The 21,232-nt window shown below is 47.3% G+C and carries 18 protein-coding genes; 16 read left to right on the forward strand and 2 right to left on the reverse strand.

What is annotated here, in order from left to right; translation table 11 throughout:
- Positions 1 to 40: 40 nt before the first annotated feature.
- The 11 genes from HPY28_RS11375 (at position 41) to HPY28_RS11425 (ending at position 11,653) form a co-directional block, all read left to right on the forward strand.
- Positions 41 to 196, forward strand: a complete 156-nt coding sequence (locus tag HPY28_RS11375) for a YqzL family protein (RefSeq protein WP_012685773.1) — start codon at positions 41 to 43, stop codon at positions 194 to 196.
- Positions 187 to 960, forward strand: a complete 774-nt coding sequence (recO, locus tag HPY28_RS11380; protein WP_173622528.1) for a DNA repair protein RecO — start codon at positions 187 to 189, stop codon at positions 958 to 960. The genes HPY28_RS11375 and recO overlap by 10 nt, the downstream gene beginning before the upstream one ends.
- Positions 961 to 1,278: 318 nt before the next feature.
- Positions 1,279 to 2,205, forward strand: a complete 927-nt coding sequence (gene glyQ / locus HPY28_RS11385) for a glycine--tRNA ligase subunit alpha (RefSeq protein ID WP_035290997.1) — start codon at positions 1,279 to 1,281, stop codon at positions 2,203 to 2,205.
- The gene (glyS, locus tag HPY28_RS11390) at positions 2,198 to 4,267 is read left to right on the forward strand and encodes a glycine--tRNA ligase subunit beta (protein WP_174230579.1); all 2,070 of its coding nucleotides are present in this window, start codon (positions 2,198 to 2,200) and stop codon (positions 4,265 to 4,267) included. Before glyQ ends, glyS begins: the two co-directional genes overlap by 8 nt.
- 122 nt (positions 4,268 to 4,389) lie before the next feature.
- Positions 4,390 to 5,034: a transcriptional regulator CcpN gene (gene ccpN, locus HPY28_RS11395; protein ID WP_012685777.1), complete on the forward strand. Its 645-nt coding sequence runs from the start codon at positions 4,390 to 4,392 to the stop codon at positions 5,032 to 5,034.
- 11 nt (positions 5,035 to 5,045) lie between these two features.
- The gene (locus tag HPY28_RS11400) at positions 5,046 to 5,882 is read left to right on the forward strand and encodes a pyruvate, water dikinase regulatory protein (RefSeq protein WP_144616569.1); all 837 of its coding nucleotides are present in this window, start codon (positions 5,046 to 5,048) and stop codon (positions 5,880 to 5,882) included.
- Between the two features lie 204 nt (positions 5,883 to 6,086).
- Positions 6,087 to 7,961, forward strand: a complete 1,875-nt coding sequence (gene dnaG, locus HPY28_RS11405) for a DNA primase (RefSeq protein ID WP_174230580.1) — start codon at positions 6,087 to 6,089, stop codon at positions 7,959 to 7,961.
- A gap of 34 nt (positions 7,962 to 7,995) precedes the next feature.
- The gene (gene rpoD, locus HPY28_RS11410) at positions 7,996 to 9,126 is read left to right on the forward strand and encodes an RNA polymerase sigma factor RpoD (protein ID WP_007727582.1); all 1,131 of its coding nucleotides are present in this window, start codon (positions 7,996 to 7,998) and stop codon (positions 9,124 to 9,126) included.
- A 93-nt stretch (positions 9,127 to 9,219) separates the two neighbouring features.
- Complete coding sequence (locus HPY28_RS11415) at positions 9,220 to 10,134, forward strand: hypothetical protein (protein WP_174225774.1); 915 nt, start codon at positions 9,220 to 9,222, stop codon at positions 10,132 to 10,134.
- 76 nt (positions 10,135 to 10,210) lie between these two features.
- Positions 10,211 to 10,375, forward strand: coding sequence for a hypothetical protein (locus HPY28_RS11420; protein WP_174225773.1), 165 nt, complete (start codon positions 10,211 to 10,213; stop codon positions 10,373 to 10,375).
- 138 nt (positions 10,376 to 10,513) lie between these two features.
- Entirely contained in the window at positions 10,514 to 11,653 is a 1,140-nt protein-coding gene (locus HPY28_RS11425) for an acyl-CoA dehydrogenase family protein (protein WP_017247757.1), read from the forward strand.
- A gap of 79 nt (positions 11,654 to 11,732) precedes the next feature.
- Here the strand turns inward: HPY28_RS11425 and HPY28_RS11430 are convergent, their stop codons facing one another.
- A complete protein-coding gene (locus HPY28_RS11430) occupies positions 11,733 to 13,022 on the reverse strand; it encodes a S8 family peptidase (RefSeq protein ID WP_017247758.1) in 1,290 nt (429 codons plus the stop codon).
- 383 nt (positions 13,023 to 13,405) lie between these two features.
- Here HPY28_RS11430 and HPY28_RS11435 point away from each other — a divergent pair, with 383 nt between their 5' ends.
- The 5 genes from HPY28_RS11435 (at position 13,406) to HPY28_RS11455 (ending at position 20,400) form a co-directional block, all read left to right on the forward strand.
- The gene (locus HPY28_RS11435; RefSeq protein WP_017247759.1) at positions 13,406 to 14,140 is read left to right on the forward strand and encodes a tRNA (adenine(22)-N(1))-methyltransferase; all 735 of its coding nucleotides are present in this window, start codon (positions 13,406 to 13,408) and stop codon (positions 14,138 to 14,140) included.
- A complete protein-coding gene (locus HPY28_RS11440) occupies positions 14,116 to 15,231 on the forward strand; it encodes a Nif3-like dinuclear metal center hexameric protein (RefSeq protein WP_017247760.1) in 1,116 nt (371 codons plus the stop codon). The genes HPY28_RS11435 and HPY28_RS11440 overlap by 25 nt, the downstream gene beginning before the upstream one ends.
- A 56-nt stretch (positions 15,232 to 15,287) precedes the next feature.
- Positions 15,288 to 17,288, forward strand: a complete 2,001-nt coding sequence (locus HPY28_RS11445) for an S-layer homology domain-containing protein (protein ID WP_174230581.1) — start codon at positions 15,288 to 15,290, stop codon at positions 17,286 to 17,288.
- Positions 17,285 to 18,781: a S41 family peptidase gene (locus HPY28_RS11450; RefSeq protein WP_174230582.1), complete on the forward strand. Its 1,497-nt coding sequence runs from the start codon at positions 17,285 to 17,287 to the stop codon at positions 18,779 to 18,781. Before HPY28_RS11445 ends, HPY28_RS11450 begins: the two co-directional genes overlap by 4 nt.
- Before the next feature lie 134 nt (positions 18,782 to 18,915).
- The gene (locus tag HPY28_RS11455) at positions 18,916 to 20,400 is read left to right on the forward strand and encodes an alkaline phosphatase family protein (RefSeq protein WP_174230583.1); all 1,485 of its coding nucleotides are present in this window, start codon (positions 18,916 to 18,918) and stop codon (positions 20,398 to 20,400) included.
- Here the strand turns inward: HPY28_RS11455 and HPY28_RS11460 are convergent.
- A complete protein-coding gene (locus HPY28_RS11460; protein ID WP_017247763.1) occupies positions 20,354 to 21,034 on the reverse strand; it encodes an endonuclease/exonuclease/phosphatase family protein in 681 nt (226 codons plus the stop codon). The two genes, HPY28_RS11455 and HPY28_RS11460, sit on opposite strands and share 47 nt — an antisense overlap.
- Between the last annotated feature and the right edge of the window lie 198 nt (positions 21,035 to 21,232).

Consider the following 21,232-nt stretch of genomic DNA (forward strand, 5'->3'; position numbering starts at 1 on the left):
AGGAAGTGGATAGACCCGATATAGGAAAGGATGATGCTCCATGCTTCGTGACTTTTCTTGGAGAGTTTTCGCTTCAACCGGTGATATCCATGCTTACCTTCTCTACCGTGATCACCATCAAACGGATGTTTCCAGCGAGGAAACCTCGTTTGATCTCGCCCAGGAAGAATTGGGTGACACGCAGGCATGCTTGTAAAGTGGGAAGGGATTGTCATTCGCAGTGTGGACTATGGTGAGTCCAGTAAAGTGATGACATTGTTTACCCGGGAGAACGGCAAATTAGGCGTGATGGCCCGTGGTGCTAAAAAGACCAAAAGCCGCATTGCCGCCGTCTCCCAGTTGTTTTCGCATAGTTATTATCTATGCAAGGCAGGACCCGGTACGGGAATGCCAGATCTCTCTCAGGGAGATATGTTGGATTCGTTCCGGGATATGCGGCAAAGCCTGACTGCTACGGCTTATGCTGCATACATAGCAGAACTTTTGGATCGACTGACGCAGGAAAGGGAGCCGAATCCCTACTTGTTTCAGCTACTCCTTCATACGTTCCGCTATTTGGATGAAGGACGAGATGCTGAGATCCTGTGTCGTATTTTTGAGACCAAGATGCTAATTGTAGCGGGGATCTCCCCGCAGCTCACGGCGTGTGTAAACTGTGGCGAACAGCGGGAGCCCTATGCTATCAGTGTTGGACAGGGCGGCCTGTTGTGCCCAGTTTGCCAGCCCTCCGATCCGTATGCGATGGTAGTTACACCCTCTACCTGGAAGCTGTTACGGCTATTCCAGGTATTTGATTTGGAGCGGCTTGGTGACATTGAAGTAAAACCGGCTACACGCAACCAGCTCAAGCATGTGCTGCGGAGTTTTATGGACGAGTATCTGGATCTCAGGCTGAAAAGTCGAGCATTTCTGGAACAACTGGAGCGTATGGAAAGAATGACGCAATCCGATCAGGACTAATTGACATACGAATTTGTTTTCGTTATGATAAGAACCAAACTTGTATACCGAATGTTGCCATGAAGGAAAAGAGTAGTCGGCCACTGGCTGTGAATAGCGAATCGGGGGTAGTGAGAGCCCGGTCACCATGCTGATGAAGGGCGTTCTGGAGCAATTTGATTGTAAGGTGGGCGAAGAAGTCATTCGCCAAGTAGGGTGGAACCGCGAGAATCCTCTCGTCCCTACACTGTCGCATCAGGCAGTGTAGAGGCGGGAGGTTTTTTTAGTTTCGACTTAAAGCCAAGTTCTAATAAGTTTAGAGGAGGAAAAAGCATGAAAATGACATTTCAAGACATCATTTTGACGCTGCAAAACTTTTGGGCAAAGCACAACTGTCTCATTGTCCAGCCGTATGACGTTGAAAAAGGGGCAGGTACGCTAAACCCAATGACCTTCCTTCGTTCCATTGGACCTGAGCCGTGGAACGTGGCATATGTAGAGCCTTCCCGTCGCCCGGCTGACGGACGCTATGGGGAAAACCCGAACCGTTTGTATCAGCATCACCAGTTCCAAGTAATCATGAAGCCTTCCCCGGACAACATTCAGGAGCTGTACCTGGAGAGCTTGCGCGAACTCGGAATCGAGCCACTGGAGCATGATATCCGATTTGTAGAGGACAACTGGGAGCACCCAGGGCTTGGCGCTTGGGGTTTAGGCTGGGAAGTTTGGCTGGATGGAATGGAGATCACACAATTCACGTACTTCCAGCAAGTGGGCGGTCTGGAATGTAAACCAGTGGCAGTCGAGTTGACTTACGGACTGGAGCGTTTGGCTTCCTATATTCAGGAGAAAGAAAATGTGTTCGATCTGGAATGGTGCAACGGGTATACGTACGGGGATGTATTCTTGCAACCAGAATACGAGCATTCCAAATACACATTCGAGCTGTCTGATGTCGACATGCTGTTCTCTCTCTACAATACGTATGAGGCAGAAGCAAAGAGACTGATGGCGGAGCGACTGGTTTACCCGGCTTATGACTACGTACTGAAATGCTCCCACACCTTTAACTTGCTTGATGCGCGTGGAGCCATCAGTGTGACGGAGCGTACTGGCTACATCGCTCGTGTACGTAATCTGTCTCGTGAAGTAGCACAAACCTACTATAAAGAGCGTGAGCGCCTCGGTTTCCCGCTTTTGCAAAAAGGCAACGCAGACGCTGCGGATCAAGTGAATCAGGTGAAGGGAGAGGATACAAATGAGTAAGCGCGATCTACTTGTAGAGGTTGGTTTGGAAGAAATGCCTGCTCGTTTTGTCGCACAGGCAGCGGCACAATTCAAGGAAAAAGTAGAAAAGTGGCTGACTGCTGAGCGCGTGCCGTTCGATCAAATTACGGCATTGGAGACACCTCGTCGTTTTGCCCTGTTGATCAATGGATTGGCAGAAAAGCAGCCTGATCGCAATGATGAAGCGAAAGGCCCTGCACGCAAAATCGCACAAGATGAAGCGGGGAACTGGTCCAAGGCAGCACTCGGATTTGCACGAAGCAACAATGTTGAGCCTGACCAACTGTATTATAAAGAAGTAAACGGGATCGAGTATGTTCATGCGCGCAAATCCGAAGCGGGAAAACCAACTACCGAGCTGTTGCCGCAACTGGCTGAAGTGATCACCGGTATGAGCTTCCCGAAAAACATGCGCTGGGGCGCACGCGATTTGAAATACGTTCGTCCGATTCGTTGGCTGGTTGCTTTGTTCGGCGATGAATTGATCGATCTGGAGATTGCAGGCGTAAAAAGCGGACGCGTTTCTCGTGGACACCGCTTCTTGGGAACAGAGGTTACGTTGAATCACCCAAGCGAATACGTGAGCAAGCTGGCTGAGCAATATGTCATGGTGAATCCCGACGAGCGCAGAGCAGCCATTGTAGAACAGATTCATCGCTTGGAGAAGGAACATGGCTGGACGATTCCAATGGACGAAGGACTTCTGGATGAGGTAGTCCATCTTGTAGAATATCCAACCGCTCTTTACGGTACGTTTGAGCAAGAATTCCTTTCCATTCCACGTGAGGTTTTGGTTACCTCCATGCGTGAGCACCAGCGTTATTTCCCTGTGGAAAACGCACAGGGTCAATTGCTGAATCATTTTGTGACAGTGCGTAACGGAGACAGCCGCGCTCTGGAAAACGTAGCGAAAGGAAATGAAAAAGTTCTTCGCGCACGTCTGTCTGATGCTCGTTTCTTCTACGTGGAAGACCAAAAACTGTCCATTGAGAGCTGCCTGAAACGCTTGGAGACAATCGTTTACCATGAAGAGCTGGGAACAATCGGTGATAAAGTTCGTCGTGTACGCAAAACAGCTGCGCAAATTGCAAGCAAGCTGAGTGTGAGCGCGGAAGAGACGAAACAAGTAGACCGCATTGCAGAAATCGCAAAATTTGACCTCGTTACCAACATGGTAGGTGAATTCCCTGAACTGCAAGGGATTATGGGTGAAGATTACGCGCGCAAAGCGGGTGAGTCCGACCTCGTCGCAAGTGGTGTATTCGAGCATTACCTCCCGCGTTTTGCAGGGGACAAAATGCCTGCTTCCGCCCAAGGCGCTATCGCCAGCCTGGCTGACAAGATGGACACGATCGTAGGCTGCTTCTCGATTGGGATTGTGCCTACTGGCTCACAGGACCCGTATGGTCTGCGCCGTATGGCAGCGGGGATCGTTACAATTTTGGTGGAGCGCGACTGGCAAATTTCTCTTGCTGACCTGTGGAATGCCGCGATGGAAGGCTATGTAGCACAAGGCGTAAACAAGAGAGCGGCAGAAGACGTGAAAAAAGACCTCGTAGACTTCTTCGCACTCCGTCTGAAAAACGTCTTGCAGGATCATGGCGTTCGCTACGATGTCATCGACGCCGTTCTTGCTGCTGACCTGACACTGGTTCCAGAGGTGCTGGCAAAAGCGAAAGCACTGATGGGAGCTGTACAAACAGAAGAATTCAAGCTGATTGTGGAGCAGTTTAACCGGGTGAACAATCTGGCACAAAAAGCGGAAGCAGACCAAGTCAGCGAAGCTCTGTTCGCAGAAGATGTGGAACGTGCTTTGTATCAGGCATTCCAAGCTGTTCAAAAGGATGTAGAGGGTCTGAAGGATCAAGAGAAGGTGCTCGCAACCTTGTCAACCTTGCGCCAGCCGATCAACGCATTCTTTGATAAGGTAATGGTCATGGCCGAAGATCAGGCTGTTCGTGCGAATCGTCTGGGGCTTCTCTTGCAGCTTTCTCGTGTGCTTTATCGCTACGCAGATTTTTCCAAAGTTGTATTCGCGTAAACAAAATAAAACCGGTGCCTTCGTCTGAAAATCAGGCGGGGGCACCTTTTTTCCGCGTGAAAGAAGGAATATCCCGTCGAATAGAGTAATACTAGGAAGAGGTAAAGACAGAACCGGGGTGATTGGTCATCGAGCTTACCAAACGACAAGAGCACATCTTACAGATAGTGAAGGATGACGGACCGATAACAGGAGAGCATATCGCGGAGCGGCTGAATTTGACTCGCGCGACGCTACGCCCTGATTTATCCATCCTCACAATGTCAGGATATCTAGAAGCCAGACCTCGGGTCGGGTATTTTTATGCTGGCAGACCCGCAAGCTCAGTCATAAGTGAACGGCTTCACAAGCTTCTCGTCAATGACTACAAGGCGGTACCGATCGTGGTTTCCGAATCCGCCTCGGCATACGACGCCATCGTTACCCTCTTTTTGGAGGATGTTGGCACGTTATTCGTCGTCAATCAAAAAGGATATTTGGCTGGCGTGATCTCACGAAAAGACCTCCTGCGGGCTTCTTTAGGCAATAAGACGCTGGAGGATGTACCGGTCAGCATTATCATGTCTAGGATGCCGAATATCATTACATGTGCACCTGATGAGACCTTGTACGCAGCCGCCAAAAAGCTGATTGATTTTCAGATCGATTCTCTGCCTGTCGTAAGGCCGAGTGAGGAAGATCCGAAGCAAATGGAGCTGTTGGGGCGCGTCACCAAGACGACGATCGCGAAAGCATTTGTAGAATTGGGTAGCGAACCGAAAGTGTAGGAGGAGAAGCGATGCAAGGTAATCAGCAAGGACAGCTCATCTATGTAGTCTCAGACTCCATCGGCGAAACGGCCGAACTTGTCGTTCGCGCAGGAGCTAGTCAGTTTGATCGTTTTTTGTTTGATGTACAAAAGTATCCGTATATAGAAGACAAGGAATCGATTGACGAAATTATTGCTTCGGCAAAAGAATCGCGGGCAATGATTGTGTTCACTCTGGTCATTCCGGAGCTGAATGCGTATATTACACAAAAAGCTGCTCTTCACGGAATTCCAGCTCTTGATGTTATGGGGCCTCTGATGAATACATTGCAGGGCATGTTAAAAGAGCCACCAACAGGAAAACCGGGCTTGGTTCGCCGTCTGGATGAAGAGTATTTCCGCAAAGTAGACGCCATCGAGTTTGCCGTCAAATATGACGATGGTCGGGACCCACGCGGCCTGTTGCGCGCAGATGTGGTTTTGATCGGCGTTTCGCGTACTTCCAAGACGCCTCTTTCCATGTATTTGGCTAACAAGCGACTTAAGGTTGCCAATGTTCCGCTTGTCCCGGAGGTAGAGCCACCAGAAGAATTGTTCCAACTGCCAATAGAAAGGTGTATTGGGCTTACCATCAATCCGGAGCAACTGAACGGCATTCGGACAGAGCGTCTGAAGGCACTAGGATTGACTGCCCAAGCAAATTACGCCAATCTCGAACGGATTGCTGAAGAACTGGCTTATTCCAAGCGCATTATTGAGCGCCTTGGATGTACCGTTATCGATGTATCCAACAAGGCAGTGGAAGAAACGGCAAACATCATTTTGGAGATGATTAGAAAAAACAATCTCCGTAATGAAAGGAAATAGGCCGAAAGAAGGAATTTGACGTTTTTTGTAGAAAATCAATTAGCCGGGGTACTTATCATAGGTGAGTTTCTCAGCGTTTATTGCACTTAGAAATGTGGAAAAGTAATAAAAGAAGAAAAGAAGTTTGATGTAAAGAAGGAAATTGACGAATTTTGACGAACTAAATATTCTCACGTGCGATTCTCCTTATAAAGGTGGAAAGACATGACTGGTCCCACTTCAGATGAATTTGTAAATCAAGTGCGTGCCGCTGTCGACATCGTAGACGTTGTAGGAGAGTACGTTCAACTGAGAAAAAGCGGTCGTGCCTTTCTCGGTCTATGTCCGTTTCACTCTGAAAAGAGCCCTTCCTTCAACGTAAATGCAGAGCGACAGTTTTTTCATTGCTTTGGCTGTGGAGCAGGTGGGGATATCTTTTCCTTTTTAATGAAACTGGAGCAATTGACTTTTCCAGAGGCACTGCACAAATTGGCGGAGCGTGCCGGGATAGCTGTGCCCCAGCCGCAGCAAGTAGAGGATTCACCTGAAAAACGGATGAAACATGCGATGCAGGAAGCGCATACGTTCGTTTCACGCCTCTACCACTACGTGCTTACGAAAACCCCTTATGGTGCAGAAGCGATGAAGTATCTCGCAAAGCGTGGAATGACTGAGGCGACTATAGCCGAATATCAAATCGGATTCGCCCCGGATTCCTGGGATTTCGTAACGCAGCAGTTGACAAAGCGGGGATTTTCACAGGAATTGATGGTGGAAGCAGGGCTTTTGGCCAGAAGCGATTCAGGAAAAATCTTTGATCGCTTTCGAGGTCGTATCATGTTTCCAATCCAGGATTCCCAAGGTAACGTCATCGGATTTGGAGGACGCTTACTGCAAGGATCAAAGCCCAATTCCAACCAAAAGTCTCAACCCAAGTATCTGAATAGCCCGGAAAGCCTTTTGTTCAACAAAAGCGCTACGCTGTTTAATCTTCATCGTGCGCGCCCCATTATTAGAAAGAGAAAAGAGGCGCTATTGTTTGAAGGATATGTCGATGTCATATCGGCATGGCAGGCGGGTTTTATGCAAGGTATTGCCACTTTGGGAACAGCCTTGACGGAGCAGCAGGCCAGAATTCTTCGTCGCAATACAGAGTCAGTCGTACTCTGTTATGACGGAGATGCTGCAGGACAAGAAGCAACGAGCAAAGCGATTCATGTTTTGCAGCAAGCCGGTTTGATCGTTCGAGTTGCTCCACTTCCACAAGGAGTAGACCCGGATGATTACATCCGCCAGCATGGGGCTGAAGCATTTTCCCAGCAGGTATTGTTACAGGCGATGCCAATTACGGCTTTCCGTCTGAAACATTTACGCAGTCAGTTCGTAATAAAAGATGAGACGGACAAAGCTCGCTTAATCGCGAGGGCGGTCGAGATCATCAACGAGTTGGGCAGCCCGGTGGAACGGGACATGTATCAACGGCAATTGGCAGAAGAATACTCCCTTACTCTCGGTGATCTCAAATGGGAGTCCAAACGCGCGTACAATCAGCAAAAAAGTGAGCGCCAAAGGGATAAAGTGACGCCAGCATGGAATAATAGTATAAATAATGGCAAAGTTACGCTCGCGAAAACACTGCCACCCGCTTATCACACGGCTGAGCGCATGCTGCTTTACTACATGATGCGGAACGAAGAAATAGCCGCCCGCGTCCAACAGGAATGTAGCGCCCACTTTCAGGTGGATGAACACGATGCGCTGGCTGCCTACCTGTACGCCTACTATGCAGAGGGAAACCCGGAAGACCCTGGAAAGTTTATACATTACGTGCAAGACGATTTGTTAAAGCAATTAGCCTCGGGATTGGCCATGATGGAGTGTAACAACGATGTATCTGAATTAGAGATCGGTGACTACATCAAACAAGTGAATAACTACCCGAAGCGTGCCGAGTTGGAACGATTGCGCGATGAGCAGCGGAGCTTACACCTCCAAGCGGCCGCAGCGGACAGCGAGGATGCGCGCAAACAACTTGAACTTCAAGCAGCCGTTACAGGGATGAAGATTCTTGAATTGGAAAATGCTTTAAAAGAAGGGTAGCTTCAGATCATTCCCGGGGAAGGAGGGAAAGTAGATGAACAAGCAAAATATCACTTCCGACATGGAAGCAACGTCCATCGAACAAGTGAAGGAACAGCTGGTCGAATTAGGTAAGAAACGCGGCGCACTGTCGTATAAGGAGATTACTGCTCGCCTGGCAGGTTTCGAACAGGATTCTGATCAAATGGATGAGTTTTTTGAATATCTTGGTGATCAAGGCATTGAGATTAACAACAATGAGAATGAAGATGACGATGATGAAGTCGATCAAATGATCATCAAGGACGAGGACAACGAAGAATTCGATTATGACGATCTCTCCGTTCCGCCTGGAATCAAGATCAATGACCCTGTACGGATGTATCTGAAGGAAATTGGTCGAGTTCCTCTGCTCTCCGCAGAAGAGGAGATTAAACTGGCACAGCGAATTGAACAAGGTGATGAGGAAGCCAAAAGACGTCTGGCTGAGGCGAACTTGCGATTGGTTGTATCGATTGCGAAGCGTTATGTAGGACGCGGCATGCTATTCCTTGACTTGATTCAAGAAGGGAACATGGGTCTGATTAAAGCGGTGGAAAAGTTTGACTATCGCAAAGGCTACAAGTTCAGTACGTATGCGACCTGGTGGATTCGCCAAGCGATTACCCGTGCCATTGCGGACCAGGCTAGAACGATCCGTATTCCGGTTCATATGGTGGAAACGATCAATAAGTTAATCCGCGTTTCCCGTCAGCTTCTGCAAGAGCTAGGTCGTGAACCTATGCCAGAAGAAATCGCTGAAAAAATGGATCTCACTCCGGAAAAAGTTCGGGAAATCATGAAGATTGCTCAAGAACCAGTATCCCTGGAGACTCCAATTGGGGAGGAAGACGATTCCCACCTAGGTGATTTCATTGAGGATCAGGATGCATTGGAGCCATCTGATGCAGCTGCCTATGAACTCTTGAAAGAACAGTTGGAAGACGTTTTGGATACATTAACAGACCGGGAAGAAAATGTACTGCGTTTGCGTTTTGGATTAGATGACGGTCGTACACGGACGTTAGAAGAAGTAGGGAAAGTGTTTGGCGTAACCCGTGAACGGATTCGTCAGATCGAAGCAAAAGCGCTTCGCAAATTGCGTCATCCGAGTAGAAGTAAACGCTTAAAAGATTTCTTGGAATAACCGATATAAGAAGTATGTGGCCTACGTTAGCCGACGTAGGCTTTTCTTATTCATGAAAGTAAACACTTTTTGTCGTAGTTAGGAGGGGCCGCGTTGGACGACCAGCGCAAGCGCACGATTATCGCCGAAATTGAAAACTGGCGGCGCAACCATTTACTGCCTGAACATTACTGCATCTTCTTGTTAAATCTGTATACAGAAGGGGATCGGCCAAATACACCGGCATCCGCAGGCGGGAATGAGCGAATGGGAACGGCACCGGGTGTGCTGTCAGGAAAAGTCAATTCAACATCATCTGTCACAAATACATATGCACCTAGAACTGTCTCTCCAGTGACGGGGAAAATGGTAGTGGCATGGCTTCTTGGTGCCTTTGTTATTGCTGGTTTGATCTTACTTGCTTTTCATTTTAACCGTTTTCAAACCCCAATGCAAATTACCATCTTTGCCTGTTTCGCTCTTGTTTTCTATATTCTGGGACTCGTTTATCGAAGGTCGGCCCCGCCATTGACGCATTTATTCCTGGCTTTGTCATTTTTGATCTTGATCGCGGGAGGCGTGTATTGTATCCAAAAACTGGATGGTAGCATGCCGTTTGTCCTGTTCTACTTAGGCTTCGTTTGCATGTTACTGTGCATTAGCGCAATTGTATTCGGCTACGCTTATTTGCTCTATGCAGGGTTACTGGGTTTGGCCATCTTGTATGGCATTACAACCGTTCATCGGGTAGGGATGGACTATACATGGTGGACATCGGAGTTGTACTGGGTACCGCTTGCGTGCTTGCTCACGGGTATGGGCTTCTTGATGAATAAGGCCAATGCGAAATGGGCGGGAGTATTTGCTGTATGTGGACTTGCCTTTTTCTTTGGTGCAGAGATACAGGCTTTGTATATTCCAGAAGCGAAGCGGGATATGATTCAATTACTGTTGTTCATAAAGGTGTTCATCGCGTCAACTTTGTTCTTCTTCACGCGAGGATATTGGTATGCGTGGTTGCGACTATAGGACTCTGCATGACTTCTCGTTTTCCTCTCCCTGCTTATCTGTTACAATTTCAGAAGAGAGCAAACGGGGTGAATAGATGAACAACAAGTGGAAAGTATTAATCGGTATTTTGCTGGCGGCTATTTTTCTGGGTGGAGAAACAGTTGCCAAGTTTATGGGTGTAAATACATACAGTCTCGGATTCATAGCAGCAACTGTATCTTTTTTGGGAGCGATTTTATTAGGAGCACGCCGATCGTAGGCGTGTTTTTTTTGAGAAATTACCACATGAATCCAAATCGTGGTGTATAATGGTAAGAGTATTCTGAACAAACGCTCAGTCAAAATTGTGTGTTTCTTGATGGTTCTTTACTAAAGCGTTTTCAAGGGGGCAGCGATTATGAACTTCGATTTGACTTCAGAACAGCAAATGTTAAAAAAAATGATCCGCGAATTTGCTGATGAGGTAGTGGCACCAGGAGCAGATGAACGCGATCAAACCAAACAATTCCCTGTCGAAATATTCAAGCAGATGAGCGAATTGAACCTAATGGGTCTTCCTTTCTCTGAGAAATACGGGGGAGCCGGAGCCGATTCCACGAGTTTTGCGATCGTGGTAGAAGAGCTTAGTCGTGCATGCGGTTCTACAGGAATCACGTATTCGGCGCATATTTCGTTAGGTGGCGCTCCACTTGCTTTGTTTGGAACGGAAGAGCAGAAGCTGAACTATTTAACCAAAATCTGTTCGGGCGAAAGCTTTGGTGCGTTTGGCTTGACGGAACCGAATGCAGGGTCTGATGCAGGTGGTACGAGGACGAATGCGGTCTTGGCTGATGGGGAGTGGACGATTAATGGCTCCAAGTGCTTCATTACCAATGCCTCCTATGCTTCGTTTCTCGCCTTGACAGCTGTAACGGACAAAGAGCAGGGCTCACGCGGTATTACTGCTTTTATCGTTCCGACTGATGCATCTGGTTTTCAAGTGCTGGCTAACTATGAAAAGCTCGGCTTGCACAGCTCCAATACGACCGAGCTCGTGCTTGAAAATGTCCGGGTGCCAGAGGAAAACATCCTTGGGAAAAGGGGCGAAGGCTTCAAGCAGTTCCTCATTACACTTGATGGTGGGCGAATCGGGATCGGCGCTATGGCAGTAGGAATTGCACAGGCTGCCTACGACAAAGCGCTGCAATACTCCAAGCAGCGTACGGCATTTGGTAATTCCTTAAGTCATTTTCAAGCGATTCAGCACAAGCTGGCGGATATGGCGATGCAAATAGAGCTGGCGAGAACGATGGTGTATAAAGCAGCGTGGCTGAAGGATCATGGTCGCAAATTTACGAAAGAAGCAGCAATGGCAAAATTGTATGCTTCAGAGATTGCCATGTCTGCTACTCATCAGGCCATTCAGATTCACGGTGGCTATGGTTATATGCGGGAGTATCAGGTGGAACGATTTTTCCGCGATGCCCGTCTGTTAGAGATCGGCGAGGGGACTTCAGAGATTTTACGTAATGTCATCGCTAGAGAAATCGGGTGCTAGCCTTTCGATGTTTACAATGAAAGAGCATGACTGCCAGCAAAAACTGACAGCCATGGCTCTTTTTTTGTTTCTTATTATTTTATTGATCGCCAGGTTGTACAGTTGGGAATCCAAAGCCACTAGCGATATCGTCACCTACAGCAGCGTTGGAGCCACCTTTGATGTCATTTCCTGTCGCACGTTTTTGCAATTCTACGCGAACATCTTGATTGCTCCAAGATGGATTGGATGCCCAGATTTTTGCAGCCAAACCTGAAATGTGTGGTGTTGCCATGGAGGTTCCGCTAATGGAGTTATAGCCTCCGTTATTCCATGTAGACTGAATAGCGCGTCCTGGTGCTGATACTTCCACATCGCGCTCTTGAATCACGTAGTCTCCCGCTTGCCCGCTCTTGCCACGAGAAGAGAAGTCAGCTACACGGTAGGTACCGTTTTGTTGAACATTCTCTAACGCTGCTACGGCTACTGTATTCACTAATGCGCCAGGATAGCCAATGCTATTCACTGTCGGTCCAGAGTTACCGGCTGCAGCGACGACTAATACACCGTTTTGGTTTGCATACGTGATGGCATTTGCCATAAGGGTGCTCTTACTGCTAGAGCCAAGGGACATAGAGACGATCGTTTTCACGCCTAATTGAGCGGACTGGTCAGCAGCGTAACGAATGGCATAGGCAATGTCATCCTCATAGCCGGAGCCTGAGTCATCCAATACTTTATATGCCCATAGCTTAGCATCTGGTGCTACACCATAAATACCTGCGCCACCGCCGCCGTCAGCGAGAACAGTTCCAGCGACGTGTGTTCCATGACCATGCGCATCATTGCAAGCACCGGTAACAACAGGAGAAGAAGCTTGTGTGAAATCGTTGCACTGCTCTGCGTTAGCGGTTAGGTCTGGGTGCTGCGTATACACGCCAGTATCCAGGACTGCAACACGAACATCTGCACCGCCAGTCGCAGCAGAGAGGGACTGGTTCTTATAGATGGCTTTAATTCCCCACGGAACGACTGCTGCAGGCGAGAACTCTGGCTCGCTTGCCTGATCTTCTTCTATATACTCAGCGATCTTAAATTTTTTCAACACGGTAATTTTTACATTGGGATCGCTTTTCAGCTGGTTAAGTTGATCGCTATTTACATCGAGAGTAAAGCCCTCTTGACCAAAATCATGGCGTACATCCAGTGGTTCAGCAAAATAACCAGTTCTCACATCCGAATCTGACTGAATTAATACCCGTGCAGTACCAAGTTCACTAAATTCACTGGTTGAATCATTACTGGCTGCCCCCGCACCTGTGAAGACACTCATCACTAGCGCCGAAGAGAGTAAACCCATTGCCCACCACTTGCCGGTTCTTTTTTTCAAACTGTTCTCCTCCTTAAAGAAATTTAGTCTGTGTAGTTCATGATGTGCATGGCGTTAATATACATATCTGTAAAAAATTTGTAAATATTTATTTATTAAAATAAAGTTCACAATTTAGTAAAAATTAAGTTAAATTACATAAAATACCAAAAATATTGTCATGTTTAAAAACTTTCCTTGTTATTCCGAACATTACATCCAACAGAATGGCTACCTGTAAGCCTCCCGACTACTACCCTAGAGCCCCACTTAGTTGCATTGTCCCTGCTTGGATGCAACAGCGAGGATTTTGTCGTTCTTTGCTGATCATCTGTTAGGGAATTAGCATTTCGCAATTGCTGCCAAATAGGGTAGAATAGAGGCAACGGAAGGTGAATATACAGATGACATCAGTATCAATATCCAAGCGGCTACAAACGATTGCCCGCTATTGTCCAGAAGGAGCCCGCGTCGCCGACATCGGGTCGGATCATGCGTTGTTGGCTTCTTATTTGCTTGTAAAAGGAATGGCTTCCTTCGTGATCGCAGGCGAATTGAATGAAGGGCCTTTTCAAGCGGCGCAAAAACAAATACATACATTGCAGGTAAAAGATCGCGCTTCGGTTCGTAAAGGAAACGGACTCGCAGTATTACAGCCTGGCGAAGCAGATGTAATCTGCATTGCGGGGATGGGCGGACAACTGATCGTTTCCATTTTGGAAGCAGGAAAAGACAAACTCGAAGGTGTACAACGCCTGATTCTGCAACCAAACGTAGGGGAAGAAGCGGTTCGCCTGTGGATGATAGAGAATGGTTGGCAGTTAATCGCAGAGTCCATTTTGCAGGAGGACGGCGTGATTTATGAGATTCTCGTTGCAGAACGAGGCAATCCTACCTTGCCTTATGAGGGCAAAGATCGTACACAGCAAGAGCTTCTGCGCATTGGTCCATTTCTTTGGGAGGAAAAATCAGAAGTATTACAAGAGAAGTGGCTGAGCGAGCAAGAAAAATGGCAAAAGGTCATCGTTCAATTAAAGCGTTCGGACAAGCCGGAAGCAGCAGAACGAATTAAAGAAATCGAAGCAGAAGTAAAATGGATCGATGAGGTGATTGCATGCTTGCGCACGGACAAACAGTAATCCAGTATGTAGAACGTCTGGCGCCAAAATCGTTGGCGATGGAAGGCGACAAGATTGGCCTTCATGTAGGCACCTTGCAAAAAAAGGTAAAAAAAGTAATGATCGCACTAGATGTGTTGGAATCTGTGGTGGATGAAGCAATTGCAGAGGGTGTAGACCTGATTGTGGCTCACCATGCCGTCATTTATCGACCACTCAAACACCTCCGGACGGATCTCGCCGCAGGACGTGTGTTCGAAAAGCTGATCAAGCACGACATTGCTGTATACACAGCCCATACTAATTTGGATGTTGCGTACGGGGGGATGAACGATTGGCTTGCAGAAGCGGTTGGACTCACTGACATAGAAGTACTGGATGTTCTTTCACGAGAGGCTTGGAAGAAGCTCGTCGTATTTGTACCCGCTACCCATAGAGAAGCAGTATTTTCCGCTCTTGCTGAAGCGGGTGCAGGGCATGTAGGCAACTATAGCCACTGTTCTTTTCAGACAGAAGGGACTGGAACCTTTTTACCAGGAGAAGGAACGAATCCCCATATCGGTTCGACAGGCCAGTTGGAAAAAGCAGAGGAAGTTCGCATCGAGATGATTGTTCCTGCTTCCAGACAGTCGGCTGTGGTCAAAGCCATGCTTGCTGCTCATCCCTACGAAGAAGTCGCCTATGACATCATTCCTTTGGAGCAGTCCGGAACTGCATATGGAATTGGACGTATTGGCAGTCTTCCTGCACCACTGACGCTGCGTGAGTTTGCTTTGCTCGTCAAAGAACGTTTTTCCCTCCATGGTCTTCGCGTAGTTGGTGACTTGGATGCGATAGTCAAAAAAGTAGCGGTAGTAGGTGGAGACGGTAGCTCTTTTGTTTCCAAAGCCATTTTTAAAGGCGCGGATGTTTATTTAACCGGAGACATTGGGTATCACACCGCACACGATGCACAAGCAGAAGGCTTGTCGATCGTAGATGCTGGTCACAATATCGAAAAAATCATGAAGGAAAAGCTGGCGGCCATCTTGCTTGAACAATTGCAGGCAAATGGTTACGAAACAGAGGTTATTCCTTCGCGCGTGCACACAGATCCGTTCCAGTTTGTATAAGACGTAGCAGGATCAACCTTTGATTGCCTGCCAGATGAAGTGTAGGAGGATTTTATGTGCAAAAACTAATCCGAACGATTTCTTGTGGATTATTAACGTTAAGCTTACTCACCCCCGGCGTCGCATCAGCGGCTGGGGGCTTATTGCCATACAATGACATCAACAAGCACTGGGCGAGAAACGCAATCATTCAAGGTGTGCAGCTCGGTTTGTTTGAGGCTGGTCCAAATGTTCCGAAGTTTTACCCAAATCGTGACATGACACGTGCGGAATTTCTCGTGATGATCGATCGTCTTTATTACGGTGGGCAGTATCAGATCTATCCGCTTACTTTCTTATCCGAGCATTCAGAGTGGGCGAGAGCAGAAGGTTTTCAGGAACCGTATTTGCCGTATAAAGATGTTGATCGCCTGACCTGGATGTACAAACCAACGTTGCGCATTTCCACGATCTTGGACAGACTGTACGGGCCAAATGCGATTCAGTACATTTTTCCAGGTGAGATGATGAAGCCGAATCAGCCGATCTCCAACGAAGAAGCTGCCAAGATATTGCAAATGTTCACGATGTCTCCAGATAGTAAAAATGCTTGGGAAGAAGTGCGTTCATGGGGATGGCTAGACGGAGAAAAAACGGATCGGGTGAAGCGGGGAGATGCTGCAGTCGCAGCTGATCGCATGGTGAATTATTTCCTTCAGGATGGAATCATGCCTCTGTTGGATTATGATGGGAAAAAGTTCCCGATGGTCCCGGATATCGAAGAGGTATTGCCGTTATTCGCTACCTATGTAGATCCCAAAACAACCGAAGAACAGATTTATGTAGATGCGGCTGCCGCTATTCGCAGTAGAAATGATAGTGAAGAGACATTTGCGCAGTTACGCAAGCTGGCCGATTCCTCCTTCCCCAATCAAGTCGGTGTTCACTATTTATTGAGCTGGAATCCTGAAACACCGCTTGAAACCAATCTGGATGAAGCTTTTCTTGCTATCGATGCTTACCTCGAGGACAGAATCATTCTCCCAGGCACACTCGGGCTATTAACTGCCAATGTGTACGATATTGCCTTGCAGCTAGGGAACACGGATCAAAGCCAGTATCAAAAAGTGCTCGACCGCTTCAGTGTCTATGAACAAAAATTCAAGCGAAATCCCAAAGAATGGGAATCGGTTGCTGTGTATTTGGGGGCACTAGAAATCAGGGGTGGTCAGATAGACTTGGCGTTGGCACGTTACAAGCAATTTGCTGACAGAAGCCCAGAAGCATTGTTGAATACTTCCTATTATTATTTGCAGGAAGGACGTATTCAGGAAGCAGAAGAAGTTCTTGCTGCGATGAAACCGAAAGCGTCAGACAGCAGAATGAAACAACTGGACAAAATGTTGCGTCAAGAGTTTGCCTCTTTAAAAGATCAGCCAGCTATTATTTCTGATTTGGGATACTCTTTGCGTCAGTTGGACAATGCCGACACCTACCAAGTGAAGGGCGAAGCGGTGTTGAGTGGATTGACGTTCTCATACACGCAGGATATTAACAAGGAAAAACAAATAAGCAGAATATCCGGCTTTTATCAATCCCCTCAAAAACTAATATCAGACAAGCTGCTCTCTTATACAGATGGGAAAACAAACACGCAATACTCGTACGATACGGATCGGCAGACATGGGACAAGAATAGAACGGACAAAGTTGACTTTTTGCACGAGTGGGTTGGTGCTGTCAAGGTAACCGATCGTGCTAAGGAGCTTCATGCTCGCTACTACAAGCAATCTTACGGGAAATACGATGTCATTACGGAATGGATTCCGGGCTCTATGCTAGTAGAGAAATCAAAGAAGGTTACGCTCGGACAAGGAAAAGTGAAAGACGTTCCTTTGTTCATGAACAAGTATTATATTGATCGGGCCAGCGACCAAATTGTTAAACATACGTGGCGTTATGAAGAAATTTATGAGGGCGACGGATATGTAGCCTATTCGGGTACCGACAATTACGACTTTACAAGCAATGTTGTATTTTCGATACCTGATGATGTTCGAAAAGGGGTGGCTCCATGAAGCGAATTAGTCAATGGGCAATAGCAATTGTCCTACTACTTACAACTGTTCTTCCTGTGCAAGCGGCAGAGTATCCTTACGAAGAAACGGAAGAAGTGTTCCTGCACGTCATGGAGAGCCACTTGAGCAAGCCGGCAGCCAAACAATTGGTAAAAGGGGCTCTAGAGGTGGTCAGCGAGCAGGCCAAACTGAAAAAACAGCTTCAGTTCGAAGTTTCTGAAGAAGATGATACTTGGGACGAGTTGGAATTGAGGCTTGCAGAATGGCAGAAGAAAGGCGGGTTTGATACGCCGACGATGAACATTTGGGCGATTGATGGAATGCTCTCCACGCTCAATGACCCGCACAGCGTATTTTTTACCCAAGACGAATTGCGTCTGTTCCAATCTGACGTTGAAAATCAATTTGTTGGATTTGGCTTTCGTCTGCGGCTGCAAAATGATCATATTATCATCCGTGAAATCGTTCCGAATTCTCCAGCAGCAGCATCTTCCTTGCAACGAGGTGATCAATTGATCAATGTCAATGAGACCTCGTTGGTCGGAAAGACTTTTGAAGAAGCGTATGCTTATTTGAAGGGCAACGAAGGGACCGAAGCCGTTCTTACTGTGTATCGTCCATCCGACAAACGGGAGCACCAAGTGAAGCTGAAGCGTGCCTTCATGACCTTGCCGGAAGCGGAAGGACAGATGTTTACGAAAGGCGCGGTTGGCTATATCAGTCTTGAAACATTCGGATCAGAAGGAGCTATCCAGGTAAGGGATAAGCTCGCAGAACTTTCCCGTGTGCAAAAACCGTTGTCCGGATTGGTGTTAGACCTGCGTGATAATGGCGGGGGATACTTGGTCACAGCGCGGGACATCGCGAGTCTCTTTATGGAAGAAGGCTTGCTTATGTACACCACGAATCGCAATGGGGTAGAGGTTGAGACGTGGGTACGAAATGGGCAGGATATCGGCATTCCAGTGCGAATTTTGGTAAACGGCGGAACAGCTTCTGCATCTGAGCTGTTGTCAGGTGCGCTGCGTGATCATGGTATCGCCAAACTTGTGGGTACCAAAACATTTGGAAAAGGGAGTGCTCAACAAGTTATTCCGTTGTCAGACGGTGACGCACTCAAGCTTACACTGAATGAATATTTTACTCCTAATCATACCGTGGTAAATCACGTAGGGCTTCAACCAGATATGGTTGTGGAGGATTATGGAGCACAAGTAGTAGAAGCTCTCCACTCCTTGAACGTCAGGACGTGGGAACTGAGTGACGCAGAAGGCGACACAGTCATCAATGGAATTCCTTTCCCGACAGTGGAGCCTCTCTTTAAACAAACGCCTCAAGGGCTGCAAATCCGAGCTGCTATACTCTCACATTTGCTGGGTGATCCGTCGATTGGTGAAAAAGATTATGTGGTACTTGCTCCGTATTTGAAAAAGTACCCTGCACTCAAACTGCAAACGAAAAATGGTGTCAACACCCTCACATTTACTTCGTAAGCAAGATCCCCTATCGCTTTTTGGCGAGCAGGGGCTTTTTCTTTTTCAGGCGTATACTCGGTAATGGAAAATCGAACACTATCAGGTGCGACTATGACTACTACGTCTACTACGACAAGAAGGGTGGCAGCCGGATGAAAAAGGTCATACTTTTCCTGATCGACTCCATGATGCCTGATGTTCTGGAGCGATGCATTGCTGCCAATAAAGCACCGGCACTTCGGTTTTTCATGGAGCATAGCCAGTACATACCAGATTGTGTGACTGTTTTCCCTACGATGACGGCTTCGATAGACTGCTCCCTCATAACGGGGGTATACCCCGATCAGCACAAAGTACCGGGGCTAGTTTGGTATGATGCAGAGCAGAAAAAGATGGTGAATTATATAAATGGGGCCAATCCCATCCGAAAAATAGGAGTCTTAAGCTGTGCAGAAAATGTCCTTTTTGATTTGAATGAACGTCATCTTAGCAAGGATGTCAAAACCATTCATGAGGTACTGGAAGAAAACAATTTCGTATCGGGTTCCATCAATGTGATTGCCCATCGCGGACATAAGCAGCATAAGGTGAAAATGCCGACCTTGCTTGATACAATCACATCTTTTTCCTTGCGAGAAAAGGTGAGTGGTCCAACGATCATGAGCATGGGGACGTTAGTCCGTCCTGCACTGTTTCGCTCTGTCCCTTGGGATTTCGCCCAATCCGCTTTAGAAGGCTACGGGATTAATGATGCCTATGCAATCGATGTTTTGATCGAAGTGATACGCAGCGGTCAGCAGCCGCATTTTACGCTGGTCTATTTGCCAGAGAATGATCATAAACTCCACAATTCCCCGGAGGATGCCGTACAGCACTTGGCAGATGTGGACAAGCAATTGGCTCGTTTGCTGGATAGCTTCGCGTCATGGGAGCAAATGCTGGAAAGAAACGTATGTATTTTGATTAGTGATCATGGGCAAACCGTTATCGGTGCAAGTGAAGACCACAATATTCCACTGAATCATCTCCTGGCGAATTTTTCGATCCATGCGCTTGGTACCGAGGTGACACCAGAAGTGGAAGTGGTCATTTGCAATAATGAGCGTATGACTTTTTTGTACCCAGTGAATGGAACGAATCCACTTTCTATTGTAGAAGCGGTTAGTGTGGAAGAAAGAATTGATTTGATTGCTTGGAAAGAGGGAGAGAAGGTAAAGGTGCGTCGTGGTGGAACACAACAGGAAATGTGTTTTTGGCGCAATGGGGAGTATCAAGATGCGTATGGTTCTTCTTGGTCTGTTGAAGGGGACGTTTCCGTGCTGGATGTGCAATATGATGGAGAGTGTCTTTCTTTTGATACATACCCGGATGCTTTTTCTCGACTATACGGGTCGCTGTTCTCGCAAACCGTTGACGTGGTAGTCGTTACTGCTGCCAAGAGCTATGAATTTTTATCGGAATGTGCTCCCACGCATTTAGGTGGAGGAAGTCACGGCTCACTGCATAAGCAAGATTCGCTGATTCCGTTAGTGATTGCAGGTGCTTCGGAGATGTTTCCACTCCCAGCAAGACTGGTTGATGTTAAAGATTTTATTCTTCGAGAGCTGGGGATTCCGTCAGTCTCAAATCGGCAATGAGCGGGACATGATCGGACCAATTGACAGGAAGCAGCTCGTAGTGCTCAATATTCCAGTGATGAGAAGCAAAAATATAGTCCAGACGTCGGCGGAAGGCTGGAAGAGTTGGTATTTTTTCCCGACCTGAAACAAGAGCACAGTCCATCAGGTGTGGAGTAAAGGACACATTACTCGCGTTGAAATCCCCCATTAGGAGTAATGGGGCTTTTGCGTGTTGCTGTATTAATGTCGACATGAGCTGTAGCTGGGCCAGTCTGCTTACTTGATTTAAGCTGCAGTGTGTAACGCAAAGCGTAATCGTACGACCGTACCCTTGGAAGGATGCATACAGGAGGGTTCGTTGCTCTTTTCTGGCTGGCAAAACGATGGCGTCGACATTTTCAAGCGCGTACTTCGATAGCAGTGCATTGCCGTAATACCCATCTCCTATCGCAATTGAAGGGGAGAAGGCTAGGTGATACTGTAATTGATCGGCGATGTAGCTCGCTTGATACCCATACTTCCCGTTTTGGTGGACTTCCTGAAGACCGATGATGTCTGGTTGCAAGTCCTTTAAAGTCAGAGTCATTTCGTTCAAACGTTTTCGCCACCAGAGGTCACGGCCGCTATGAATGTTGTAGCTGACTACACGCACCCTCGTTCACTTCCTTTGTTAGACGTCATTTTTTTAACTTATTTAGTTTTTCCTATTGCATTAGGTTTTAGTCTATGCTATATTAAAAAACGTCGCCTCTGCTTGAGGCACAGATGGAATAAAATGCTCCTTGAAAACCGGAATAGAATTAATCTGTGAAAATAAGCTTGTGTTTTACTTGAAGTCAGATTCATCTTC

The sequence above is a fragment of the Brevibacillus sp. HB1.2 genome, from assembly GCF_013332495.1.
In the GTDB taxonomy this organism is placed as follows: Bacteria; Bacillota; Bacilli; order Brevibacillales; family Brevibacillaceae; genus Brevibacillus; species Brevibacillus porteri.

What these genes read in the sequence shown, in the direction of transcription:
- HPY28_RS11375 (WP_012685773.1), top strand. Translation starts at nt 41, where the DNA reads ATGCTTCGTGACTTTTCTTGGAGAGTTTTCGCTTCAACCGGTGATATC.
- recO (WP_173622528.1), top strand. Translation starts at nt 187, where the DNA reads ATGCTTGTAAAGTGGGAAGGGATTGTCATTCGCAGTGTGGACTATGGT.
- glyQ (WP_035290997.1), top strand. Translation starts at nt 1,279, where the DNA reads ATGACATTTCAAGACATCATTTTGACGCTGCAAAACTTTTGGGCAAAG.
- glyS (WP_174230579.1), top strand. Translation starts at nt 2,198, where the DNA reads ATGAGTAAGCGCGATCTACTTGTAGAGGTTGGTTTGGAAGAAATGCCT.
- HPY28_RS11400 (WP_144616569.1), top strand. Translation starts at nt 5,046, where the DNA reads ATGCAAGGTAATCAGCAAGGACAGCTCATCTATGTAGTCTCAGACTCC.
- dnaG (WP_174230580.1), top strand. Translation starts at nt 6,087, where the DNA reads ATGACTGGTCCCACTTCAGATGAATTTGTAAATCAAGTGCGTGCCGCT.
- rpoD (WP_007727582.1), top strand. Translation starts at nt 7,996, where the DNA reads ATGAACAAGCAAAATATCACTTCCGACATGGAAGCAACGTCCATCGAA.
- HPY28_RS11420 (WP_174225773.1), top strand. Translation starts at nt 10,211, where the DNA reads ATGAACAACAAGTGGAAAGTATTAATCGGTATTTTGCTGGCGGCTATT.
- HPY28_RS11425 (WP_017247757.1), top strand. Translation starts at nt 10,514, where the DNA reads ATGAACTTCGATTTGACTTCAGAACAGCAAATGTTAAAAAAAATGATC.
- HPY28_RS11435 (WP_017247759.1), top strand. Translation starts at nt 13,406, where the DNA reads ATGACATCAGTATCAATATCCAAGCGGCTACAAACGATTGCCCGCTAT.
- HPY28_RS11440 (WP_017247760.1), top strand. Translation starts at nt 14,116, where the DNA reads ATGCTTGCGCACGGACAAACAGTAATCCAGTATGTAGAACGTCTGGCG.
- HPY28_RS11450 (WP_174230582.1), top strand. Translation starts at nt 17,285, where the DNA reads ATGAAGCGAATTAGTCAATGGGCAATAGCAATTGTCCTACTACTTACA.
- HPY28_RS11455 (WP_174230583.1), top strand. Translation starts at nt 18,916, where the DNA reads ATGAAAAAGGTCATACTTTTCCTGATCGACTCCATGATGCCTGATGTT.